This is a genomic window from Enterococcus pingfangensis (genome assembly GCF_005405205.1).
Lineage (GTDB): Bacteria > Bacillota > Bacilli > Lactobacillales > Enterococcaceae > Enterococcus_A > Enterococcus_A pingfangensis.
On the sequence record NZ_BJDP01000004.1, the window covers coordinates 1 to 21,911 of the forward strand.

Below are 21,911 nucleotides of genomic sequence, written 5' to 3' on the forward strand. Positions count from 1 at the left end.
TTAGAAAAATCAATTCCTATATATGAAAAAGGATGCCAGTTCCACTTTTTACAGTTAAAACGATTAAAATAATTTAGTAAAAACAAGCGAATCATTTTCAGATAAAATCTAGTGGAATGGTATACGGCTTGAAAATAAGACTGATTTTTCTTTTTAGAAAAATCAATTCCTATATATGAAAAAGGAGAAAATTGAATGTCGAAGATTATTACTTCCAAAGACCTTCATTTATATTATGGTAAGAAAGAGGCCTTAAAGGGCATCGATATGGAAATTGAAAAAGGTGAGATCACTGCGATGATCGGACCTTCAGGTTGCGGGAAATCTACTTATTTGCGGTCGTTGAATCGGATGAATGATTTGATCCCCGGAGTGACGATCACCGGCAGTGTCATGTATAAAGGCAAAGATATTTATAGTCCTAAGACAGATACTGTAAATTTACGTAAAGAAATCGGCATGGTTTTTCAACAGCCGAATCCTTTTCCCTTTTCGATTTACGAAAATGTTATTTATGGGTTAAAATTAAAGGGCGAGAAAGATAAAAATAAACTTGATCAAGTCGTTGAAGAAAGTTTGAAAGCAGCTTCGGTCTGGGATGATGTCAAAGATAAATTACACGAGAGTGCATTGTCATTATCTGGCGGACAGCAACAGCGGGTATGTATTGCTCGGGTGTTGGCGGTCAATCCTGAAGTGATTTTAATGGATGAACCTACCAGTGCATTAGATCCGGTATCAACAGGTAAAATCGAAAATATGCTGCTGGAATTAAAAGAAAATTATACGATCATCATTGTGACCCACAATATGTCGCAAGCTTCACGGATCTCTGATCGCACGGCATTTTTCTTGCAAGGGGAACTGATTGAATTTGATCAGACAAAGAAGATTTTCTTAGCACCGGGAAAACAAGAGACCGAAGATTATATCTCAGGAAAATTTGGTTAGTATCCGACATAAAAAACTTGCTATTAAAACACTTAATTGGATAATATAACTATAATGAACAGTTAGAAACTTTATCAGCAACAGACAACTATTAATAAGGAGGGCAACGATGTTACGTACACAATTTGAAGAAGAGTTGTTGAATCTTCACAACCAGTTTTATGAAATGGGTATGATGGTCTCAAGTGCCGTGCATAAATCAGTGCGCTCATACATTGACCATGACAAAAAAATCGCGCAAGAGGTCATCGATCACGATATCGAGATCAATGACATGGAAGTCCGCCTAGAGAAAAAAAGTTTTGAAATGATCGCTTTGCAGCAGCCGGTCACAACGGATTTACGCACGATCATCACGATCATGAAAGCCAGCTCTGACTTGGAACGAATGGGAGATCATGCGGTATCTGTCGCAAAATCAACGATTCGCCTGAAAGGTCTGCCGCGGATTTTAGAAGTTGAAAAAGAGATCAATGAAATGTCTAACTACGTTAAGAAAATGGTGGACAATGTCTTGATCGCTTATGTGAAGACGGATGAAAAGGATGCCCGCATGATCGCCAAAATGGATGAGCGGGTAAATGATTATTTCCAAAAAATTTATGATATGACTACCAATACAATGGAAAAAGAATCAGATACGATCATTAGCGGAACAGACTATCTGCACGTTGCCGGCTATTTAGAACGTGTGGGTGATTATGTGACCAATATTTGCGAATGGATCGTTTATTTGGCCACAGGAAAAATCACTGAGCTGAACAGCAATCGTAATGAGACTTTTTAAGAGGAGCCAGCTGGAAGATTCTAGCTGGTTTTTTCTTAATTCGTGAAGTCTTAAAAAAATAGTTTTCAATCGGACGTATTTTAGTTAAAACGGTGATTATTTCTGCACTATTCTTATGAGGGTATTTAAGCCAGATTCTTTCCAAATAAATAGGAAGTAACTCTTTATGAAGTCGGATAAAAAGATGGGTCTTTAGTCCTATGACAAATGCTCAGAAACATTGCATAATATGAATGTAAACAAAAGTAATGTATTTGCTTTTTGAAGGAGGCAATTTCTATGAATGAAAGACAAAGAATTTTAGAATTAGTGAAAAAAGGTATTTTATCAACTGAAGAAGGTTTAGATTTATTAGAAAGCATGGCTAAGGCGAAAGATGAGGAACAGATCAAACAAGCAGCAGATAAAGTTGATTCTTATCACCGCGACCAAGCGACGAATTTAGTTGATGAATGGGAAAATGAAACGGACACTGAAGCAACGACTGGTTCCGAAAAACAGGACTTGGAAGAACTTGAAGCGTACTTCGATGATTTAGCGACAGAAGCGAACCAAATTTCTGTACATATCGATGAAATCAATCAAAAGAAAAAAGAATTACGTGCAGCGCTTCATGAAAAAGAAGAAGTTTTGATGGAATTGGATACAAAAGAAGAATTGGATACTTTGTCAGAAGAAGATGATGCGATCCGTGAAACTGTGGAAGATGAAATCGATGAGTTGAAAGAACAAATCGAAGAGCTAGATGAACAAGCAGCTGAGCAAGAAGAAGAATTGAAAAATGTACAATCTAGTCAAAGCGAGACTCGCAAAGAACGCAATCGTGCGCGCTTTGATATCCCAGATGATTTGAAGGACCAAGCAAGCGAAACATTTACACAAGTTGGTGAAAAATTAGGAGAAGCTGGCGTTCAATTAGGCCGTTTGATGAAGAAGACATTAAAAACAGTTTCTAATACAGTAGAAGAAAATGTTGATTGGAAAGACTTCAACGTAAAAGTTCCCGGACTTGTGACTTCTAAATTCGAACATCAATTTTTATATACCGATGTTGAACCGACCTTGATCGATATCAAGCTGGCTAATGGGAAAGTTATCTTGAAAGCTTGGGATGACTCAGCAATCAAAGTGGATGCGAAAATCAAACTTTATGGTAAAATGAGTGAAGCAACACCGCTACAATCATTGTTAGAACGTAGCCAAATCGAAGTGAACGATGAACATATCTCGTTCCAAATCCCGAATAAACGGGTCCAAGCAGAATTGACGTTCTACTTGCCAAAACGCACCTACGATCATGTAGCGGTAAAATTATTAAATGGTGATTTAGTAGTTGAAAAAATGGATGCAAAAGATGTTTACGCGAAATCAACAAATGGCAACATCAACTTCAAACAGATCAATGCGACCATGCTTGAGATTCAAGGGGTCAATGGCAATATCGAAATTCGCGAAGGTGAAATTTTAGACTCGATCATCGAAACAGTCAACGGCAGCATCACGACGAAAGCTACAATTCAAAATTATGGGATCTCATTAGTCAATGGCGATGTGCGGTTGACAGCAGTCCATGATAATTTACAAAAAATCAAAGCAAGCTCAGTGAATGGGAATGTTAAAGTTGCATTGAACAAGTCGATCGGTCTAGAAGGACTAGCTAAGACAAATTTGGGCAGCATCAACGATCGCTTATCGGACTACGAAGTGATCAGAGAGAAAAAAGAAAAAACAAATCGTTTGCTGCAATTCCGTCGAGTGGCTGATAAAATGGCTAAGATTGATGTTTCAACAACAACTGGTAGTATTTTCTTGAAAGATATTGATAACTAAGAAATAATAAGGAAGGAAGATTCATATGCGAAAAAGATTACAGAAGTCACGAACAAATGTGGTACTGACTGGTACCTTAGCTGGGATCGCCGAGTATTTCGGCATTGACCCAACAATCGTGCGTGTGATTTATGTTTTCTTGAGTTTTGGCTTGATCGGCGCACCGATTGTATTATATATCTTGTTAGCATTAGTGATCCCTGCAGGTCCAAGAGGTGGGGATTCGTATGGACATAACAATCCATACTATGGCAACAATGATTACACCAACTACGAGAAAAAGGCGTCCCGCCAACGTAAGAAAGCGGATAAAATTGACGATGATGACTGGAGCGACTTTTAATGACTTACTTACAGCGCTTAATAGCTAACGCATTGATTTTTATTTCACTGTCGGTGCTCTTCCCCAACCATATTTATGTGGAAAGTCTGGTGATGGCTATTGTCGCAAGCTTTGTTCTATCAATATTGAATACATTAGTGAAACCAGTTTTGACTTTACTTTCACTGCCGTTGAATATTTTGACATTTGGACTGTTTAGCTTTGTGATCAGCGCTGGTATGTTGCAATTGACTTCTAACTTATTAGGAAATTATCGCTTTGGTTTCTCTAGTTTTACCGTTTCTATTTTAGTAGCAATCGTGATGGCGATCATCAATGCGATCGTTTCAGAACATAATATCGACAAGTATGCGGATAGGTAAATAACCTATCCGTTTTTTTTGTATGTCTATCTTTTGAGGATTTGATCGTGGATGGAACAAATCCTCAACTTGTTCAGCAAAAGGATCAGCTTATGAAAATAAAACTATTTCTATATTATGAGCAAATACTGCTCATAATTATTCGCGGTTAGCTGACCGGTCATTTCTTCAGACAAGTGACGACAGCTGTTTTACTAAATTCAAATTAGACGGCAGATCCCGTTGGTTTCATGAATTATTTGTAAAGCCTTTCTTATTCTTACTTTTGAAAGCTGTCTCTACCTAGTCACTCTATTGATAAAATGATAAAATAGAGCGGAAGTGTAGAAAAGAGGGATTATATGACTGAAACAGTGAGAGTAAAAGATTTAGTTGATAAACTTTCATTAGAAGTAGTAACAGGCGATGAAGAAAGTCTTACGCGGGTTGTCACCACTGGCGATATTTCTCGTCCTGGATTGGAATTGACCGGCTATTTCAATTACTATTCCCATGATCGGTTGCAACTTTTTGGAAATAAAGAAATTACCTTTGCAGAACGCATGATGCCAGAAGAGCGTTTGATGGTCTTGCGTCGGATGTGCAGTGATGATACACCGGCATTTATCGTTTCGCGGGGATTGACACCGCCAAAAGAAATGATCATAGCCGCTAGTGAACACAATATTCCAGTACTGAGCTCACCAATCTCGACCTCGCGTTTGTTGGGAGAAATCTCAAGCTTTCTAAATGGCGGCTTGGCACCGCGGACGAGTGTCCATGGTGTATTGGTCGATGTGTATGGTTTAGGTGTGTTGATCCAAGGGGACAGTGGGATCGGTAAAAGTGAAACAGCTTTGGAATTAGTCAAGCGCGGACATCGTTTGATCGCAGATGATCGTGTCGATGTTTATCAACAAGATGAATTGACTTTAGTCGGTGAACCGCCTAAAATCTTGCAGCATTTGATCGAAATTCGTGGAATCGGGATTATCGATGTGATGAATCTATTCGGTGCCAGTGCTGTGCGAGGATCAATGCCTGTCCAACTTGTCGTTTACTTGGAGAGCTGGTCTAAAGATAAAAAATATGATCGCCTAGGCAGCGGTAATACTGAAGTAGAGATCGCTGAAGTAAAAATCCCGCAAGTGAAAATTCCAGTGAAGACTGGGCGAAATGTCGCCATTATCATCGAAGTTGCGGCAATGAATTTCCGGGCACGTACGATGGGTTACGATGCGACGAAGACCTTTGAGAATCGCTTGACCCAATTAATCGAAGAAAATTCGGGACAGTAAGATGTTAGCACAAGTAAATCGCGTGGCCTTTGAATTATTAGGTCTTCAAATTTATTGGTACGCGATTATCATCGTTTCAGGAATCGCCGTTGCTTTATGGCTGTCCAGCCGAGAAGCTGTACGAGTTGGTCTAAAAGAAGATGACATGACAAACTTTATTCTCTGGGCATTGCCGATTGCAATCGTCGGTGCTCGCTTGTATTACGTTTTATTTGATTTGGCACCGTATCTTGCTGATCCAGTCCAGATTTTTAATATTCGAAACGGCGGATTAGCGATCTATGGCGGATTGATCGCGGCGGTGATCGTTTTGATCATTTATACACGGTATCATTTTATTGATCCTTGGCTGTTTTTAGATGTAGTTGCTCCGGGAGTCATGCTGGCGCAAGCGATGGGCCGTTGGGGAAATTTTATGAACCACGAAGCGTATGGTGGCGAAACGACGCGTCAATTTTTAGAGAACTTGCATTTACCGCAATTTATCATCAACAATATGTACATTGACGGCGCTTTTCGACAACCAACCTTTCTTTATGAATCCATGTGGAGCTTTTTAGGATTTGTCTTGATCCTATTCATTAGAAAAAATGGGAAAATCAAGCGTGGCGAACTCTTTTTAGGCTATATGATCTGGTATAGTTTAGGTCGCTTCTTTATTGAAGGAATGCGGACAGATAGTCTTTATTTATTTGGCGGAATCCGAGTATCACAGCTATTGTCGGTGATTTTATTTGTCGGCGGACTTGTTTTATTATATTATCGTCGAAAAAAAAGTACGAATATTAAGTTATATGAACGTGATAAAGGTGTTAATCAAGCTTTAATTTAAGCCAGAGACGTCAGCTGCCTGTGTTATGATAAAGAAAAAGGTTCGAGACTTGTATTATGAACTAAATGCCAAATCTGTAAGTTATTTTATAATGGCAGATTGGAATATAGGATGAGGCGTAATATAAACTAGGAGGAACTCTCGGTGAAACAAAAAGTAGCAGTTTTAGGACCCGGTTCTTGGGGGACCGCATTAGCAAAAGTATTAGCTGAAAATGGTCACGAGGTCAGACTTTGGGGAAACAATGAAGCGCAAATGGATGAGATCAATACGTATCATACCAATCGTCACTACTTGCCTGATTTAAAGATTCCTGAAAGTATCAAAGGGGAAAAAAGTTTAAAAAATGCGATCAAAGATGCGGATGCTGTTTTATTTGTTATTCCAACAAAAGCTGTTCGGATCGTCGCACAGGAATTTGCACAAGTAGTTGAAAATAATCCAGTGGTCATCCATGCAAGCAAAGGTTTGGAACAAGGCACCCATAAACGCATCTCAGAAATTTTAATAGAAGAGATTCCCGAAGAGCATCGTCAAGGTGTGGTTGTTTTATCAGGTCCTAGTCATGCAGAAGAAGTAGCGGTCCACGATATCACAACGATCACAGCTGCTAGCGAAGACAAAACATTAGCGGCATATGTTCAAAAATTATTCATGAATGAATATTTGAGAATTTATACGAATACCGACGTTATCGGTGTCGAGACGGGTGCGGCATTAAAAAATATTATCGCATTAGGCGCAGGCGCACTGCATGGTCTTTCTTACGGAGACGATGCGAAGGCGGCCATTATGACTCGCGGTCTAGCAGAAATCAGCCGTCTCGGTGTAGCAATGGGTGCCAATCCATTGACTTTCATTGGGCTGAGCGGTGTTGGAGATTTGATTGTTACTTGTACATCCGTTCATTCGCGAAACTGGCGGGCAGGCAATCTTTTAGGTAAAGGTCATAAATTAGATGAAGTTTTAGACAACATGGGGATGATCGTTGAAGGTGTCTCAACGACGAAAGCGGCGAAAGAACTGGCTGATCGTTTGAATGTCAGCATGCCGATCACTGAAACGATCTATGATGTTTTGTATAATGGTAAAGACGTCCGTCAAGCATGCCGTGATTTGATGATGCGTGAAGGTACGTTTGAAAATGAATTTACTTTAGAGTAGAAAGTGTGGGAAAAAGTCATGCGAGTAAAAAAAGCAGTCATTCCAGCCGCTGGATTAGGAACAAGATTTTTACCGGCTACTAAAGCGATGGCCAAAGAAATGCTGCCGATCGTTGACAAACCAACGATTCAATTTATCGTGGAAGAAGCATTAAATTCTGGTATTGAAGATATTTTGATTGTGACTGGAAAAGCGAAACGTCCAATCGAAGATCATTTTGATTCAAATATTGAATTAGAGATGAATCTGAAAGAAAAAGGCAAAACAGATTTATTGAAATTAGTTGAAGAAACGACTGACGTAAACTTACATTTCATCCGTCAATCACATCCTAAAGGGTTAGGTCACGCGGTTTTACAAGCCCGCGCTTTTGTAGGAAATGAACCCTTTGTCGTCATGCTTGGGGATGATTTGATGGAAGATCGTGTGCCGTTGACTAAACAATTGATGAACGATTATGAACAAACTCATGCGTCAACGATCGCCGTAATGCGTGTCCCAGAAGATGAAACCTCAAAATATGGGATCATCAATCCGGGTGAAGAAGTTTCTAAAGGGTTGTTCAACGTAAAGAATTTTGTAGAAAAACCAAAACCTAAAGAAGCTCCAAGTAATTTGGCGATCATTGGCCGCTATTTATTGACACCTGAAATTTTTGACGTTCTGGCAACACAAAAACCAGGGGCTGGAAATGAGATTCAATTGACCGATGCGATCGATACATTGAATAAGACCCAACGCGTTTTTGCTCAGGAATTTAACGGAAAACGTTATGATGTAGGCGATAAATTTGGGTTTATGACAACGAGTATTGAATATGGTCTGAAACATCCAGAGATCAAGGATAAGTTACAAGATTACATCATCGCTTTAGGCAAAGAATTAAGCGAACAAAATAAACCAAAAAAATAATAGATAAGAAAAGGTTGTGACAAGAGTTTTGTCACAACTTTTTTGTAGCGTTCTATAAAATGTTCTGACTTGATCAGTTAAACGAACTATTTTCAAAATTTTTCAAAGCAGCTCGCATAGCTGATTTTTTATTCGATGGGATTATAACTCTTTCTCTTTCATTAATTTACGTGAGAATGGTATAATTTAAGTTAGTATAGCGAGGAAAAACGGAAAGGAGCGATTAAATGAGTTTAGGCGGTATTGCAGCCCTGATTGCAGCGCTAGCATTTGTTGTTTTGGTTATTTTTTTAGTTCGTGTCTTGAATCAAGTCTCAAAAACGGTTGAGAAAGTTGAGACGACTGTGACTGAAGCCAATACAACGATCGATGTTCTTACTAAAGACGTGGATCTGCTCATGCAACAAGTAGAAGGATTATTGGTTAAAGGCAATCATTTATTGAATGATATCAATGGAAAAGTAGAAACAATCGATCCATTATTTACGGCGGTAGCTGATTTGAGCCAGAGTGTTTCTGATTTAAATACTACCAGTCGAAACTTAGCGGGAAAAGTCAGCGGAGCCGGTAAGAATGCGGCGAAAGCCAGTGTAGCAGGAAAAGTTGGTGCAACAACGATGAGATTCTTTAGAGATCGCAAGACAACAACGAAAGCGGAGGGATAAGAATGGCAAAACGCGGAAAATTTTTAGCAGGCGCCTTGATTGGCGGCGCAGCAGCAGCGGCAGCAGCTCTACTATTAGCACCTAAATCAGGGAAAGAGTTGCGTGAAGACTTAGCGAAGAAAACAGATGATTGGTTAGATCTAGCTTCAGATTACACAGATGATTTTGTCACAAAGACAAGTGAGATGGGATCAATCGTGAAGGAACGGGCTTCTGATTTAAGCGATCAAGCAAATGACTTGGCTTCGAATGTAAAAGGGAAAGTCGCCGATTCAAAGGATGAGATTGATGAGCTTACTTCGGACACGTTGGAAGATTTGAAACGTCAAAGTTCAGATTTATCTGATCGTTTCCGTAAAGCGGCAAGCGATGCGAAAGACGTTGCTGAAGATGCTTCAGAAGATATCGTGATCGATGTTAAAGAGACGAACGAAGGCGCAAAAGAAACAGTCTCTGAGGGTGCGGAAGCTTTAGCCGATAAAACAAAAGAACTAAATGAAGAAAAACCAGATTTCGCTGAAGTTAAAGAAGAACTAAAAGAAGAAATTGAAAAAAATAATCCCGAATAGCAAAAATGGCTCTCAGTATTGAGAGCTTTTTTTGTGGAGAATTCAAGAATAATTGAGTCAGCGCGCGCGAAGAATTTAGCGACAAGCAGCAGCCAGATCGTATCCATACCGTCATTTTCTAAATAGGAGTGTGAGCGAAAGATACGCGAAGTCTGTACAGCTGATTTTATAACTAATCAACGTTTGACAAGACATAGTACAGCCAGAGCAGTTGACTTTAGAGACAGCAATCGCAGAGAAAAGCAAGAATTTACATAAAACGCTTACATAAAATTAAGAAAAAAAGTGTAAAACGGTTGCAATCAATGAAACAACGTGCTATTATCTTTTAGAAATGTAAATGACATTTTCTGAAAACATGATAAAAGGAGCATACCATGGAAAAGCAAACAATTACGATTTATGATGTTGCCCGCGAAGCAAATGTTTCAATGGCGACCGTTTCTCGTGTAGTCAACGGCAATCCCAATGTAAAACCAACAACACGTAAAAAGGTGTTAGAAGTTATTGAACGTCTAGATTATCGTCCAAATGCTGTTGCACGCGGATTAGCGAGTAAGAAAACAACGACTGTCGGTGTAATCATTCCCGATGTCAGCAATATGTTCTTCGCATCATTAGCTCGCGGGATCGATGATATTGCGACGATGTACAAATATAATATTATTTTAGCCAACTCTGACGGCGAAGCACAAAAAGAAGTCAACGTGTTAAACAACCTATTAGCAAAACAAGTAGACGGTGTTATTTTCATGGGACATCGCATCACGGATGAAATCCGTGCTGAATTTTCTCGTTCAAAAACACCAATCGTTTTAGCTGGTTCAATCGATCCAGACGAACAAGTCGGCAGTGTCAATATCGATTATACAGCTGCAACGAAAGAATCAATTGACTTACTAGCCAAACACGGCAATAAGAAAATTGCTTTCATCAGCGGTGCGTTGATTGATCCAATTAATGGACATGCCCGCATGGATGGCTATAAAGCATCATTAGCTGAACATGGTTTGGAATACAGTGAAGGTTTGATCTTTGAAGCACCATATAATTTCAAAGAAGGAATCGCTTTGACTGATCGTATTTTAAACAGCGGAGCAACTGCGGCTTATGTTACGGATGACGCATTAGCAATCGGTTTATTAGATGGTTTGATCGACAAAGGCGTAAAAGTTCCTGAAGAATTTGAAATCATCACAAGCAATGATTCATTGCTGACAGAAGTAGCTCGTCCGCGCTTGAGCAGTGTGACTCAGCCATTGTATGATATCGGTGCTGTAGCAATGCGCTTGTTGACAAAAATGATGAACAAAGAAGAAATCGAACAAAAAACGATCGAATTACCACACGGTGTTTTCGAAAAAGGTTCAACTAGACAATAATTAAACGAGTATGACAAGAAGAATCCTGTTTTAAAATAGAGCAGTCTATTTTACAGAAAAAACTTCACTGTTCATATTTAAGAGGCTGCGGCAATGGATGCTGCAGCCTCCTTTTTTAGTAAAAAAACTGTTGAATAGGAGAGCTTACATCGTTGATGGATGTCGCCGCGCAAAATCAAAGAAGCGGAATTTATCGACTTGATGACGGCTCTCAGTATATTGAAATTGATGCGCATCGCTAGTAAAAACCCGACTTTTCACCGATACGATATTGATATCGTGTTGATTGAGATCAAGCAACTCACGATCTTCATCAGTCAATGCGTCGATCGTGATCTCTTTTTCAGCAAAAGAAATATTGATCCCTAATTGATTCTCAAAATATCGATAAATAGAATCCTTCGCAATTTCCGTATCTAGCTCCGGTACGATCTCAATCGACAACAGATCTTTATCGAGGATCACTTTTTTTTTATCGATCGTGCGAGTGCGGATCAGCTCCCAACAAATAGCCCCCACTTCAAAGCCGGTAATGTGCGCGGTTTCTTGATTGATCGTGATTTTTCTAAGACTGACCACCGCGGTGCTGCTTTCATAGCCGTAAGAATTTTGTAATTCTTTATAACTAGTCAGACCAGAAACAGGAAAACGCAGTTGTTCTCGTTTCAAAACGAGTGAACCTTTGCCTTGAATTTTTTGGATATAGCCATTAGCCATTAAAAGTGCGAGGGCTTTTCGAATAGTATCGCGGGAAACGTGGTAAGTTTGCCGAAGTGTATTTTCACTAGGCAGGTACGTGCCTGCCTCATAAATATCTTTTAAAATCCCCCGTTCGATTGCTTGATAAATTACTTCATAATTTTTCATCAAATCATCCTAACTTGTCCGTATATGTTTTATCATTATACAAATAAAGAAATAGAAAGTAAAACGCTTTCTATGGAGCTTCTAAAATTAAAATGAGAAAATTTTTATTTTAGCTAGAACTTGTTGGTTTAACTACCAACCTGTTGGTAGTTGTCAGACTAAAAAGAGGAAGATAAAAATCGTTATCTTTCATTTAGATTAAAAATATCTAATGTAACGGTTTTTACCATACATGTAAGCGGTTTACAAAAGGGGTTGGACCAGATATAGTCAAAGTATCAACTGAACTTATCCATACAAGTTAAATTGATCGGAGGAGAAAAAATGGAAAAATACGAAAAGGATACGAAAGACTTATTGGAGGCCATTGGTGGTTCCCAAAATATCTCGGCAGTGACCCATTGTGCCACGCGGATGCGTTTTGTTTTAAATGATCCAAAAAAAGCGAATGAAGAAAAAATCGAAGACATTCCCAGCGTGAAAGGGATGTTTACCAATGCAGGACAGTTCCAAGTAATCATCGGAAATGATGTCGCTGTTTTTTACAACGAATTCGTCAAGACTTCCGGCGTGACAGGTGTCTCAAAAGAAGCGGCAAAATCAGCTGCGAAACAAAATCAAAATCCAGTCCAACGCGCCATCACTGTTTTAGCAGAAATTTTTACCCCATTATTACCAGCAATTATTGTCGGCGGTTTGATTTTAGGATTTCGCAATATTTTAGAAGCTGTTCCAATGGGGTGGCTGGATGGTCAAACGATCGTTGAAGCTTCAACTTTTTGGAGCGGGATCAATGGATTCTTATGGCTGCCAGGTGAAGCGATTTTCCACTTCTTACCAGTGGGGATCACGTGGAGTATCGCTCGTAAAATGGGTGCTACAGAAATTTTAGGAATCGTTCTTGGGATCACGTTAGTTTCGCCGCAATTGTTAAATGCGTATGCGGTAAACGGAACGACTGCTGCAGAGATCGCTAAAAATTGGACTTGGGATTTTGGCTTCTTTACCGTTGATAAGATCGGTTATCAAGCACAAGTTATTCCAGCAATGTTAGCCGGTTTTCTACTAGTATATTTAGAACGTTTCTTCCGTAAACATATTCCAGAAGCAATCTCGATGATTTTTGTCCCGTTCTTTTCATTGATTCCAACAATTTTAGCAGCTCACCTTGTTTTAGGACCGATTGGTTGGAAAATCGGTACAGCGATCTCAGCTGTAGTGAATGCTGGTTTGACTTCTAGTTTCAGCTGGTTATTCGGTGGAATCTTCGGAGCGCTGTATTCACCGCTCGTTATCACAGGGTTGCATCATACAACTTTAGCAATCGATTCACAGTTGATCGCAGACTTTGGTTCAACTAATTTATGGCCAATGATCTGTTTGTCGAATATCGCGCAAGGTGCGTCTGTTTTAGCAGTTGTTTTCGCTCATCGCGGCAATAAAAAAGAAGAACAAGTTTCGATCCCATCTGTAATTTCTGCTTGGTTAGGAGTTACAGAACCGGCGATGTTCGGGATCAATCTGAAATATACGTATCCATTCATCGCTGCTATGATCGGCAGCGGGATTGCAGGACTGTTTGTTACTTTATTTAAAGTTCGTGCATTGTCGATTGGTGTTGGCGGACTGCCAGGAATTTTGGCGATTCGTCCGCAAGACTATTTAATCTTTGCGATAGGGATGGTTATTGCGATTGCTGTGCCGTTTATTTTAACATTGACCTTCCGGCGGATTGGTTTATTCAATAAAGTTGACCGCTCAGAAGATGTCCCAACTTTAGACAATGAAACAGTTCAAACAGCTGGAGCAACGGTTGAATTATTTGCGCCTATTACTGGCAGATTACATCCGTTAAGCAGTGCGAAAGATCCAGTTTTTGCAGAAGGCATGATGGGACAAGGCGTTGTGATCGATCCGAGTGAAGGAAAATTATATGCACCATTCGATGGTCAAATCAGTTTATTGTTTCCAACAAAACACGCGATCGGGTTAGTCAGCACGGAAGGCACAGAAGTATTGATCCATATTGGAATCGATACGGTTCAATTGGATGGAAAATATTTTACGAGCCATGTGGCACAAGGCGATAGTGTGAAAAAAGGCCAATTGTTGATGGAATTTGATATAGCGGCAATCAAAGCGGCAGGCTATGAAGTACAGACCCCAATCATTGTGACGAATTCGACTGAGTTTCAAGTGGATTCTCTAATTGAAGATGCGGCGGTCACCACTACTGAAAAAGTCTTACTAGCGACAAAATTATAGATATTGGAGGACAAAATGAGTTTTAAAGAGAAAGTAATTTACCAGATCTATCCAAAATCATTTTTAGATACGAATCAAGACGGTGTAGGCGATCTGCCTGGGATCAAACAAAAAATTCCTTACTTAAAACAGTTGGGTGTTGATATGGTTTGGTTAAGTCCAATCTATAGTAGTCCGCAAAAAGACAATGGCTATGATGTAGCCGATTATGTCGCCATCAATCCTACGTTTGGGACGATGAAAGATTTTGATGATTTGATGGCTGCGGCAAATGAACATGGCATCGAAATCATGCTGGATATGGTCTTTAATCACGTATCTACAGAACATGAATGGTTTCAAAAAGCATTAGCCGGCGAAAAAAAATATCAAGATTATTTTATCTTACGTGATGAGCCGACGGATTGGGTCTCAAAATTCGGCGGCAATGCTTGGGCGCCGTTTGGCGAGACCGGTCGTTATTATTTGCATCTCTTTGATAAAACACAAGCCGACTTGAATTGGCGCAATCCAGAAGTTCGTAACGAATTATTTAAGGTCTTGCATTTTTGGATGGATAAAGGTGTCAAAGGATTCCGTTTTGATGTGATCAATCTGATTGGTAAAAATGAAGTGTTGAAAGACTGTGCTGAAAATGACGGCAAACCGGCTTATACGGATCGTCCCATCACGCATGAATTTCTTCAAATGATGAATCAAGCAACTTTTGGTCAAGCAGACGAAATGATCACAGTCGGTGAGATGAGTTTCACTACAGTAAAAGAATGTATTTTGTATACAAAACCTGAGCGTGAAGAATTAAATATGACCTTCAATTTCCATCATTTGAAAGTAGATTATAAAGATGGAAAAAAATGGACGCAGATGCCGTTTGATTTTGCCAAACTAAAAGAATTGTTTCATACTTGGGGAACGCAGATGAGTGAAGAAAGCGGCTGGAACGCTCTTTTCTGGAATAACCATGATCAGCCGCGGGCATTGAATCGATTCATCGATGTGGATAACTATCGTATCGCTGGGGCTAAAATGTTGGCCAGTGCGATTCATTTAAATCGCGGTACACCGTATATCTACATGGGAGAAGAAATCGGGATGCTCGATCCAGATTATGATTCGATGGAACAATATGTCGATGTAGAAAGTCTAAATGCTTATCAAGAGCTGTTAGACACTGGAAAGACAGAACAAGCGGCCTTTGAGATCGTCAAAGCGAAATCACGTGATAATTCCCGTACCCCTATGCAATGGGATAACGAAAAGTACAGCGGTTTTTCACAAGTCGCTCCGTGGCTAACAATTGGAAGCTCCGCGGATGAGATCAATGTAGCCAAAGAATTGCAAGAAGGTTCTATTTTTAAATATTATCAACAGCTGATTAAATTACGGAAGGAATATCCTGTGATCTCAGCAGGCAGCTATGAAGCCTTTTTGCCTGAACATCCGCAGATCTATGGTTATATCAGACGTTTAGCAGAGCATTCGCTCTTAGTGATCAACAACTTCTTTGCAGAAGAGACGACGATCGAATTGCCAGAAGAATTTTTAACCGGAAAAGTTTTAATCGATAATTATGCTACTGAAAACATTACGAGAGAAATCACGTTAAAACCGTATCAAACCATGGCGATCTATTATTAGAATCGTTACTACGGAAAATGAGCAAAACTATTTTTTACGCTCGTTTCATTTACGCAGCTGTAAAAGTAAATACTAAAAAGGGTTCCGAAGAAATAAACCTATTTCTTCGGAACCCTTTAATAATAATGACTATTTTGTCAGATCGATTCGTTTATTGACTAAATAGATCAAGCAGCCGCCTAATCCCATAGAAAGCAATTCGCCTAAGCCGATAATCAGCCAGTTAAAGAAAAACGGTGCTTGATAGAAAAAGCTTAACTGTCCTGCGACTGTAAACATTGAAAAGGCAAAAATCAAAGCGGTTATGATCATTTTCTTTTTAAGACTCGTAATATTTTTAGTTACTGCTCGACAAATCAGTAAAACAATCAAAGTAGAGATACTGCCTAATAAAACATCGACAATTCCTAGCGGAGAGGCTAGATTGGCGATCGCCACCCCTAAAGTCACTGCGATAGTGTAGCGTTTGTTGAAAAGCGGCAAGTAATTGAACATTTCGGCTAACCGGAATTGAATCGCCCCAAAACTTATCACGGATAAAACAATCGTGACAGCGACGTATAGTCCCGTCACAACGGCCATTTTAGCCGTGTCAGTGGTTGTCCAGCGAGCTGAACTTTTTTCAAGATGCATTTTATCATTCTCCTTTACAAGACAAAGTCTCGTTGATAACTGCGGCCAAAGGATCGAAGTGTCGCAGTGCGAATTTCTCGCTAGTACTTATCTTAGAGGATTTCAAAAAAATTGCAAGCTATTTTAAAAGCCAACCGCCATCAATCGGCAAAATATTTCCTTGCATATAGCGTGCTTCCTCACTTGCTAAAAACAATGTGGCATAAGCAACCTCTTCCGGAGCCGCCCAACGTTTAACTGGAGTTTCATCCGCGACCCATTGTGCCATCTGACCGTCACCGGCAAAGTCAGCTTGATTCATCGGCGTCTTGATCGCGCCTGGTGCCAGAGCATTGACATGAAGTCCTTTATCCGCGTAGTCCAGTGCCAACTGTTTAGTAAAACCAACGATAGCATGTTTGCTGGCAGTATAAGCGATCCCGCCACCGCCAGCGACGAGTCCAGCAATTGAAGCCATGTTGATGACCGTTCCTTGATTTTCCAATAATTCCTGCAAAAGTAATTTGGTCAGCGTGAACATACTTTTTACATTCGTATCTAAAATGCGCGTCCATAAAGTGTCGTCTGTCTCAGCCAACGGCAAATAATCATCCAGCACACCAGCAGTATTCAGTAAAATATCGACTGTACCGAACACGGTATGACAGTGTTGGAGTGCTGTTTGCAGATCAGTTTTTTCACGCACATCACCAAGAGAAAAAGCAAAGCGTTCCGGAAACGTCTGCTGAAATTTTTGCAGCGATAATTCTTGTTGATCAAAGGCAAAGACTTGTGCGCCAGCATTCAACAATGCCTGTGCTTGAGCCGCCCCGATTCCTGAAGCCGCACCAGTGACAAAAACTGTTTTATTTGTGAAATCAAAGGTCATCATTTGACGATTTTCCAATCGTCCGCCAAAATATCACAAACCGTCGGAGCAAAGCTGGAGAAGCCTTCATCGGCTGTTTTGATCAAAAAATAAGGTGTGACAGGCGAGCCGTCAAATTGTTGATTTTCAACGAGTGTGACATATAACTCAAAACCGCCCCAGCCTTCACGGATAATTTTTGCGCCTTTTTTCAGTTCTGGTAAAATTTCTTCAAATGTCATTAGTTTTTCTCCTTAGTAGATTTATTTTAGTTCGAGTCGCATATTTCAATGATTTATCAAATAGTTTTTATTTTAAGATATTGAAAAACACACGAGCATTATTTAAAAATGATTTTCTGTTGGTAGAATACCAAAAAGTAAGAGCAGTCACAAGAAGATTAAGAAAAATGACGTCTCATTGCTGCAAATGGTAATTGAAGCTGAGAAAACTTGAATGAGGGCCGCTTGCGGTTTGAAAAAAGGGATATGACAGAATGTCACATCCCTTTTTGCTGAAATAAACAGTGTTCTAAAAGCAGCCTCTTCAGATTACTTAATCAGTCATCATCATCTGTTTCAGTATTTTTGTTTTTGGTGCTGACTTTATTTCGTGTATTCCAATAAGTCTTGTAGTCATCATCATCGCCGCCGATACCAAATTCATAGGTATTTTCTGCCGGCCCGTCTTTTGCCCAAAGAGAAGTTGTTTCGCCGCTTGGAACTTGATAAGTTGTTCCATTGTGAGTGACTTTTCCAGATTTCAAACCAGTAAAATCAGAAACTTTGATCTGTTTTACTTCATCCGCTAACTCAAATTCTTCGTTTTCGGCAAATACAGATGGATTGACTTGATAGATTCGGCCGGCAAGATAAGCCATGTAAGTCGCTGTTCGATTACCCGCGCCATCATTCATTGGCTTGTTGTCATCTCGACCAGTCCAAGTTCCCAATGTAATCGAAGGAGTGGAAACGATCAACCAATTATCGGCATAATTATCAGTCGTCCCCGTTTTACCGACCCAGTCAGCAGTACTTAAAGAATAATTCACACCGCTTAAAATAGATTTGAACGGAGTAGTATGCTGTTCGTCGATCACGCTGCGCATCATATCATTCATAATCGAAGCCGTGGCTTTCGAATAAACTTGCACTGGATCATTTTTATGTTTATAGATTTCTTTACCCGTGCTGTCGGTGATAGATTCAATCATGTAGCCTTGCTGATAAACGCCGCCGTTAGCTAACGTTTGGAATCCATTAATCTCCGTTAAAGTCGAAATACCGGTCGTACCTAATGGCGCCGATTCAACGCCCCAAGTATTCGAAGTCGGGTAATTCATCTTCTTCAAATAATTATCGTAAGCAAATTGCTCAGAACCTTTATTCGTCAACATATCTTGATAAACATGGTAGGCGGTGATATTGGTCGATTCAACTAATGCTTCGCGTGCTGTTTGGAAAGTTTTTGAACCTTTGTTTTCCGCATTTTCCAACTCTTTACCTGCGTGTTCGCCGCGTTGGTATTTCATTGGGAAATCGGCAATCCGTGTGGCACTGCCCAGCAGTCCTTGATCGATTGCCGGACCGTATACTAAGACTGGCTTAATCGATGAACCAGCTTGCCGGACCGTATCAAACGCGTGATTATTTTGGTTCGTACTGTAATCACGACTGCCAATGAAACCGTAGATCCGACCTGTTTGATTATCCATCATGACCGTCCCGGGTTCGATTGTCGCACCTGATCCATCATCTAAATATTGTCCGTATTCAGCGACCCCAAGCTGCATCGCATCATAGATGTTTTTATCGATCGTTGATTTCACAACGAGTCCTTGGTTTTGCATTTTGACTTTAGCTTGTTCGACATAGCGGCTGCGGACATCATCTTTGTCATATTCACTGTCGCTGACGCCGTCTTCTTCAGCTTGTTGCTTTGCTACGATGCTGATTGCTTCGTTGTAGACGGTATAATATAAGAAGCCGTGTTGTTGGACTTCAATGTCTTGACGCGCTTGGAAATCTTTTGCAAGATCATATTTTTTCGCTTCATCGTATTCTTTTTTAGAAATCATTTGCTGGCGATACATATTGAAAAGAACATCATCTTTACGAGCCATTCCGAGCGAATAATCTTGTTTTAAGTCTCCTGTGTTGGTATAAGGACTGTAAACAATCGGACTTTGCGGCAAACCAGCAATGAAAGCTGATTGCGGCAAGCTCAAGTCTTTTGCGTGGACGCCGAAGATACCGATCGCAGCTTCTTCAACGCCGGCGATATTTTGTCCTTTATTGTTACGGCCAAAAGGCGAGACGTTTAGATAAGCAGTCAAAATCTCATCTTTGCTTAGATATTTTTCTAAATCAAAGGCTAAGACGATCTCGTTCGCTTTTCGTTTGAAGGAAGTCTCGTTAGTCAAAACTTGCTGTTTAACTAGTTGCTGGGTCAGAGTCGAACCGCCTGATCCGGCACCAAAGCCAACGACTTCTCCTAACAAGGCACGTACGACAGCTTTAGGGACGACGCCGCGATGTTCATAAAAATTCTCATCTTCAGTAGCGACTAAAGCTTTTTTTACCCATGTAGAGATCTCATCAGAATCAACCTTCTCACGGATCGGATCCGATTGAATCGTTGCTAACTCTTGTTCATCCGCATAAAGCAATTTGGATGGTTCCGCGATGTCGCCAACTTCTTGTTTCATTTCCGTCTTTGTCGGTGTCGGTGTTCCTTCGACAAGATGGGCGAAATACCCAGCCCCGATCCCAACGACGAGCAGGCCGCCTAAAAAAAGGACTACGATGAAGCCGAGTAACAGCGACTTGATCACCCGCAATGAAACATTGAGTGCAAAAAAACCGCCAAGAGTAGATTTTGCTTTCTTCTTGCTACTCTTTTTCGGTTGTTTACTTATTTTTTTCTTGTGAGCCAAAAAGTCCACCTCGTTAAATTCTATTCATTTTAATTATCTGTTGAATTATAGCAAAGTTTTACTTCTATTAACAAGCAGATCCAATGTTTGTAATCAAAACTTCAACTAATTGTTAAGTAAACAAAATGAATCGGATCCAATCAGCAGACTTCTATCGGCTAAAACAAATTTTATTCGCGCAGAACTTCGAATAAATCCGGCGAATGCCTTTTATTTCCTCGTTTTTTCGGTTAATATGGGAAAGTATAAGCAGCAATCATTAAGAAATGAGATGCGTAATGAATAGATATTTCACTTTTCTAAAGCGAGGTATCAGAAATAATTAGGAGGATAAAAAATGCATTCAGACTTTTTCCAAGAATTAAAAGCCCGTGGCTTAATTTTTCAAGCAACCGATGAAGCAGCCCTAGAAAAACAATTAAATGAAGAGTCTGTTAAACTATATATCGGTTTTGACCCGACGGCAGACAGTCTGCACATTGGTCATTTATTACCGATTTTGACGTTGCGTCGTTTCCAACAAAACGGACACGTGCCGATCGCTTTAGTTGGCGGCGGGACCGGGATGATTGGAGACCCTTCATTTAAGGATGCAGAACGTCAATTGAATACGTTAGATACCGTTCAAAGCTGGTCGCAAAGTATCAAAAATCAGCTTTCTGGGATCATTGACTTTGAAAATAAAGAAAACCCAGCAATCGTCGCCAACAACTATGAGTGGTTGGGCGAATTAAAAATGATCGACTTTTTACGCGATGTGGGTAAAAACTTTACGATCAATTACATGATGAGTAAAGAAAGTGTGAAGCGCCGAATCGAGTCGGGCATTTCGTACACAGAATTTGCTTACCAATTATTACAAGCCTATGATTTTTACGAATTGAATAAACGCTATGGTTGTTTGCTGCAATTAGGTGGAAGCGATCAATGGGGAAACATCACATCAGGGATCGAATTGATTCGGCGTGAAGAGGGCAAACAGGCTTTTGGCTTGACGATGCCGCTGATCACTAAAGCTGACGGAACAAAATTTGGGAAAACTGAAGGCAATGCAGTTTGGTTAGACCCAGAAAAAACGTCACCTTATGAATTCTATCAATTCTGGATCAATACAGACGATCGTGACGCGATCAAATTCTTGAAATATTTTACTTTCTTGAGTTTGGCAGAAATTTCTGCGATCGAAGCAGAATTTACAGCAGCACCTGAACAGCGCGCTGCGCAAAAAGCTTTGGCAAAAGAAGTCACCGTGTTAGTCCATGGTGCAGAAGCTTATGAACAAGCGGTGCATATTTCTGAAGCACTATTCAGCGGTAACGTAAAAAACTTGAATGATGAAGAAATCAAACAAGGATTCAAAAATGTACCAAACTACCACGTACAAGCAGACGATGATCTGAATTTAGTCGAGATCTTGCTGACAGCTGGGATCGAAAATTCGAAACGACAAGCTCGTGAAGATATTACTAACGGTGCTATCTATATCAATGGCGATCGTGTGCAAGAAGTTGCGTACACATTAAGCGATCAAGATAAATTAGCAGATAAATATATCGTTATTCGCCGTGGCAAGAAAAAGTACTTTGTTTTACAATTTTAGTTAGGACTGCAAGGGATTGTACCAATATTTTGGAACAATCCTCTTTCTATAT

At 40.0% G+C, this 21,911-nt stretch carries 20 protein-coding genes; 15 read left to right on the forward strand and 5 right to left on the reverse strand.

Going from position 1 to position 21,911, the window contains the following annotated elements:
• Positions 1 to 195: 195 nt before the first annotated feature.
• The 12 genes from pstB (at position 196) to ccpA (ending at position 11,074) form a co-directional block, all read left to right on the forward strand.
• A complete protein-coding gene (gene pstB, locus FFM63_RS02015; RefSeq protein WP_137608676.1) occupies positions 196 to 951 on the forward strand; it encodes a phosphate ABC transporter ATP-binding protein PstB in 756 nt (251 codons plus the stop codon).
• A 109-nt stretch (positions 952 to 1,060) separates the two neighbouring features.
• Positions 1,061 to 1,738 carry a phosphate signaling complex protein PhoU gene (gene phoU, locus FFM63_RS02020; protein ID WP_137608677.1) on the forward strand — a complete coding sequence of 226 codons (678 nt, stop codon included), beginning with the start codon at positions 1,061 to 1,063 and terminating at the stop codon, positions 1,736 to 1,738.
• Between the two features lie 279 nt (positions 1,739 to 2,017).
• Positions 2,018 to 3,568 carry a daptomycin-sensing surface protein LiaX gene (gene liaX / locus FFM63_RS02025; protein WP_137608678.1) on the forward strand — a complete coding sequence of 517 codons (1,551 nt, stop codon included), beginning with the start codon at positions 2,018 to 2,020 and terminating at the stop codon, positions 3,566 to 3,568.
• Positions 3,569 to 3,593: 25 nt separating this feature from the next.
• Positions 3,594 to 3,911, forward strand: coding sequence for a PspC domain-containing protein (locus FFM63_RS02030; RefSeq protein WP_137608679.1), 318 nt, complete (start codon positions 3,594 to 3,596; stop codon positions 3,909 to 3,911).
• Positions 3,911 to 4,273 (forward strand): phage holin family protein, encoded by a 363-nt coding sequence (locus FFM63_RS02035; RefSeq protein ID WP_137608680.1) that lies wholly within the window; start codon positions 3,911 to 3,913, stop codon positions 4,271 to 4,273. The genes FFM63_RS02030 and FFM63_RS02035 overlap by 1 nt, the downstream gene beginning before the upstream one ends.
• Positions 4,274 to 4,614: 341 nt before the next feature.
• The gene (gene hprK, locus FFM63_RS02040; protein WP_137608681.1) at positions 4,615 to 5,550 is read left to right on the forward strand and encodes an HPr(Ser) kinase/phosphatase; all 936 of its coding nucleotides are present in this window, start codon (positions 4,615 to 4,617) and stop codon (positions 5,548 to 5,550) included.
• A gap of 1 nt (position 5,551) precedes the next feature.
• Entirely contained in the window at positions 5,552 to 6,382 is an 831-nt protein-coding gene (gene lgt / locus FFM63_RS02045; protein ID WP_137608682.1) for a prolipoprotein diacylglyceryl transferase, read from the forward strand.
• Positions 6,383 to 6,526: 144 nt separating this feature from the next.
• Positions 6,527 to 7,546, forward strand: coding sequence for an NAD(P)H-dependent glycerol-3-phosphate dehydrogenase (locus FFM63_RS02050; protein WP_137608683.1), 1,020 nt, complete (start codon positions 6,527 to 6,529; stop codon positions 7,544 to 7,546).
• A gap of 18 nt (positions 7,547 to 7,564) precedes the next feature.
• Complete coding sequence (gene galU, locus FFM63_RS02055) at positions 7,565 to 8,458, forward strand: UTP--glucose-1-phosphate uridylyltransferase GalU (RefSeq protein WP_137608684.1); 894 nt, start codon at positions 7,565 to 7,567, stop codon at positions 8,456 to 8,458.
• A 227-nt stretch (positions 8,459 to 8,685) separates the two neighbouring features.
• Positions 8,686 to 9,123, forward strand: coding sequence for a DUF948 domain-containing protein (locus FFM63_RS02060; protein ID WP_137608685.1), 438 nt, complete (start codon positions 8,686 to 8,688; stop codon positions 9,121 to 9,123).
• A gap of 2 nt (positions 9,124 to 9,125) precedes the next feature.
• Positions 9,126 to 9,692 carry a YtxH domain-containing protein gene (locus tag FFM63_RS02065; protein ID WP_137608686.1) on the forward strand — a complete coding sequence of 189 codons (567 nt, stop codon included), beginning with the start codon at positions 9,126 to 9,128 and terminating at the stop codon, positions 9,690 to 9,692.
• A 377-nt stretch (positions 9,693 to 10,069) separates the two neighbouring features.
• Positions 10,070 to 11,074, forward strand: a complete 1,005-nt coding sequence (gene ccpA, locus FFM63_RS02070; RefSeq protein ID WP_137608687.1) for a catabolite control protein A — start codon at positions 10,070 to 10,072, stop codon at positions 11,072 to 11,074.
• Positions 11,075 to 11,218: 144 nt separating this feature from the next.
• Here the strand turns inward: ccpA and treR are convergent, their stop codons facing one another.
• Entirely contained in the window at positions 11,219 to 11,941 is a 723-nt protein-coding gene (gene treR, locus FFM63_RS02075; RefSeq protein WP_137608688.1) for a trehalose operon repressor, read from the reverse strand.
• Positions 11,942 to 12,265: 324 nt separating this feature from the next.
• Between treR and treP the strand changes: the two genes are divergently transcribed.
• Entirely contained in the window at positions 12,266 to 14,206 is a 1,941-nt protein-coding gene (gene treP, locus FFM63_RS02080) for a PTS system trehalose-specific EIIBC component (RefSeq protein WP_137608689.1), read from the forward strand.
• A gap of 15 nt (positions 14,207 to 14,221) precedes the next feature.
• On the forward strand, positions 14,222 to 15,844 hold the full coding sequence (gene treC / locus FFM63_RS02085; protein ID WP_137608690.1) for an alpha,alpha-phosphotrehalase: 1,623 nt from the start codon (positions 14,222 to 14,224) through the stop codon (positions 15,842 to 15,844).
• Between the two features lie 129 nt (positions 15,845 to 15,973).
• Here the strand turns inward: treC and FFM63_RS02090 are convergent, their stop codons facing one another.
• The 4 genes from FFM63_RS02090 to FFM63_RS02105 all read right to left on the reverse strand — a co-directional run bounded on the left by FFM63_RS02090 (position 15,974) and on the right by FFM63_RS02105 (position 20,259).
• Positions 15,974 to 16,477, reverse strand: coding sequence for a QueT transporter family protein (locus tag FFM63_RS02090; RefSeq protein ID WP_137608691.1), 504 nt, complete (start codon positions 16,475 to 16,477; stop codon positions 15,974 to 15,976).
• A 118-nt stretch (positions 16,478 to 16,595) separates the two neighbouring features.
• Positions 16,596 to 17,348 (reverse strand): 3-oxoacyl-ACP reductase, encoded by a 753-nt coding sequence (locus tag FFM63_RS02095; protein WP_137608860.1) that lies wholly within the window; start codon positions 17,346 to 17,348, stop codon positions 16,596 to 16,598.
• Complete coding sequence (locus FFM63_RS02100; RefSeq protein ID WP_137608692.1) at positions 17,345 to 17,566, reverse strand: DUF2829 domain-containing protein; 222 nt, start codon at positions 17,564 to 17,566, stop codon at positions 17,345 to 17,347. Before FFM63_RS02100 ends, FFM63_RS02095 begins: the two co-directional genes overlap by 4 nt.
• 317 nt (positions 17,567 to 17,883) lie before the next feature.
• Complete coding sequence (locus FFM63_RS02105; protein ID WP_137608693.1) at positions 17,884 to 20,259, reverse strand: transglycosylase domain-containing protein; 2,376 nt, start codon at positions 20,257 to 20,259, stop codon at positions 17,884 to 17,886.
• A gap of 337 nt (positions 20,260 to 20,596) precedes the next feature.
• Here FFM63_RS02105 and tyrS point away from each other — a divergent pair, with 337 nt between their 5' ends.
• Positions 20,597 to 21,859, forward strand: coding sequence for a tyrosine--tRNA ligase (gene tyrS / locus FFM63_RS02110; protein ID WP_137608694.1), 1,263 nt, complete (start codon positions 20,597 to 20,599; stop codon positions 21,857 to 21,859).
• Positions 21,860 to 21,911 lie beyond the last annotated feature (52 nt).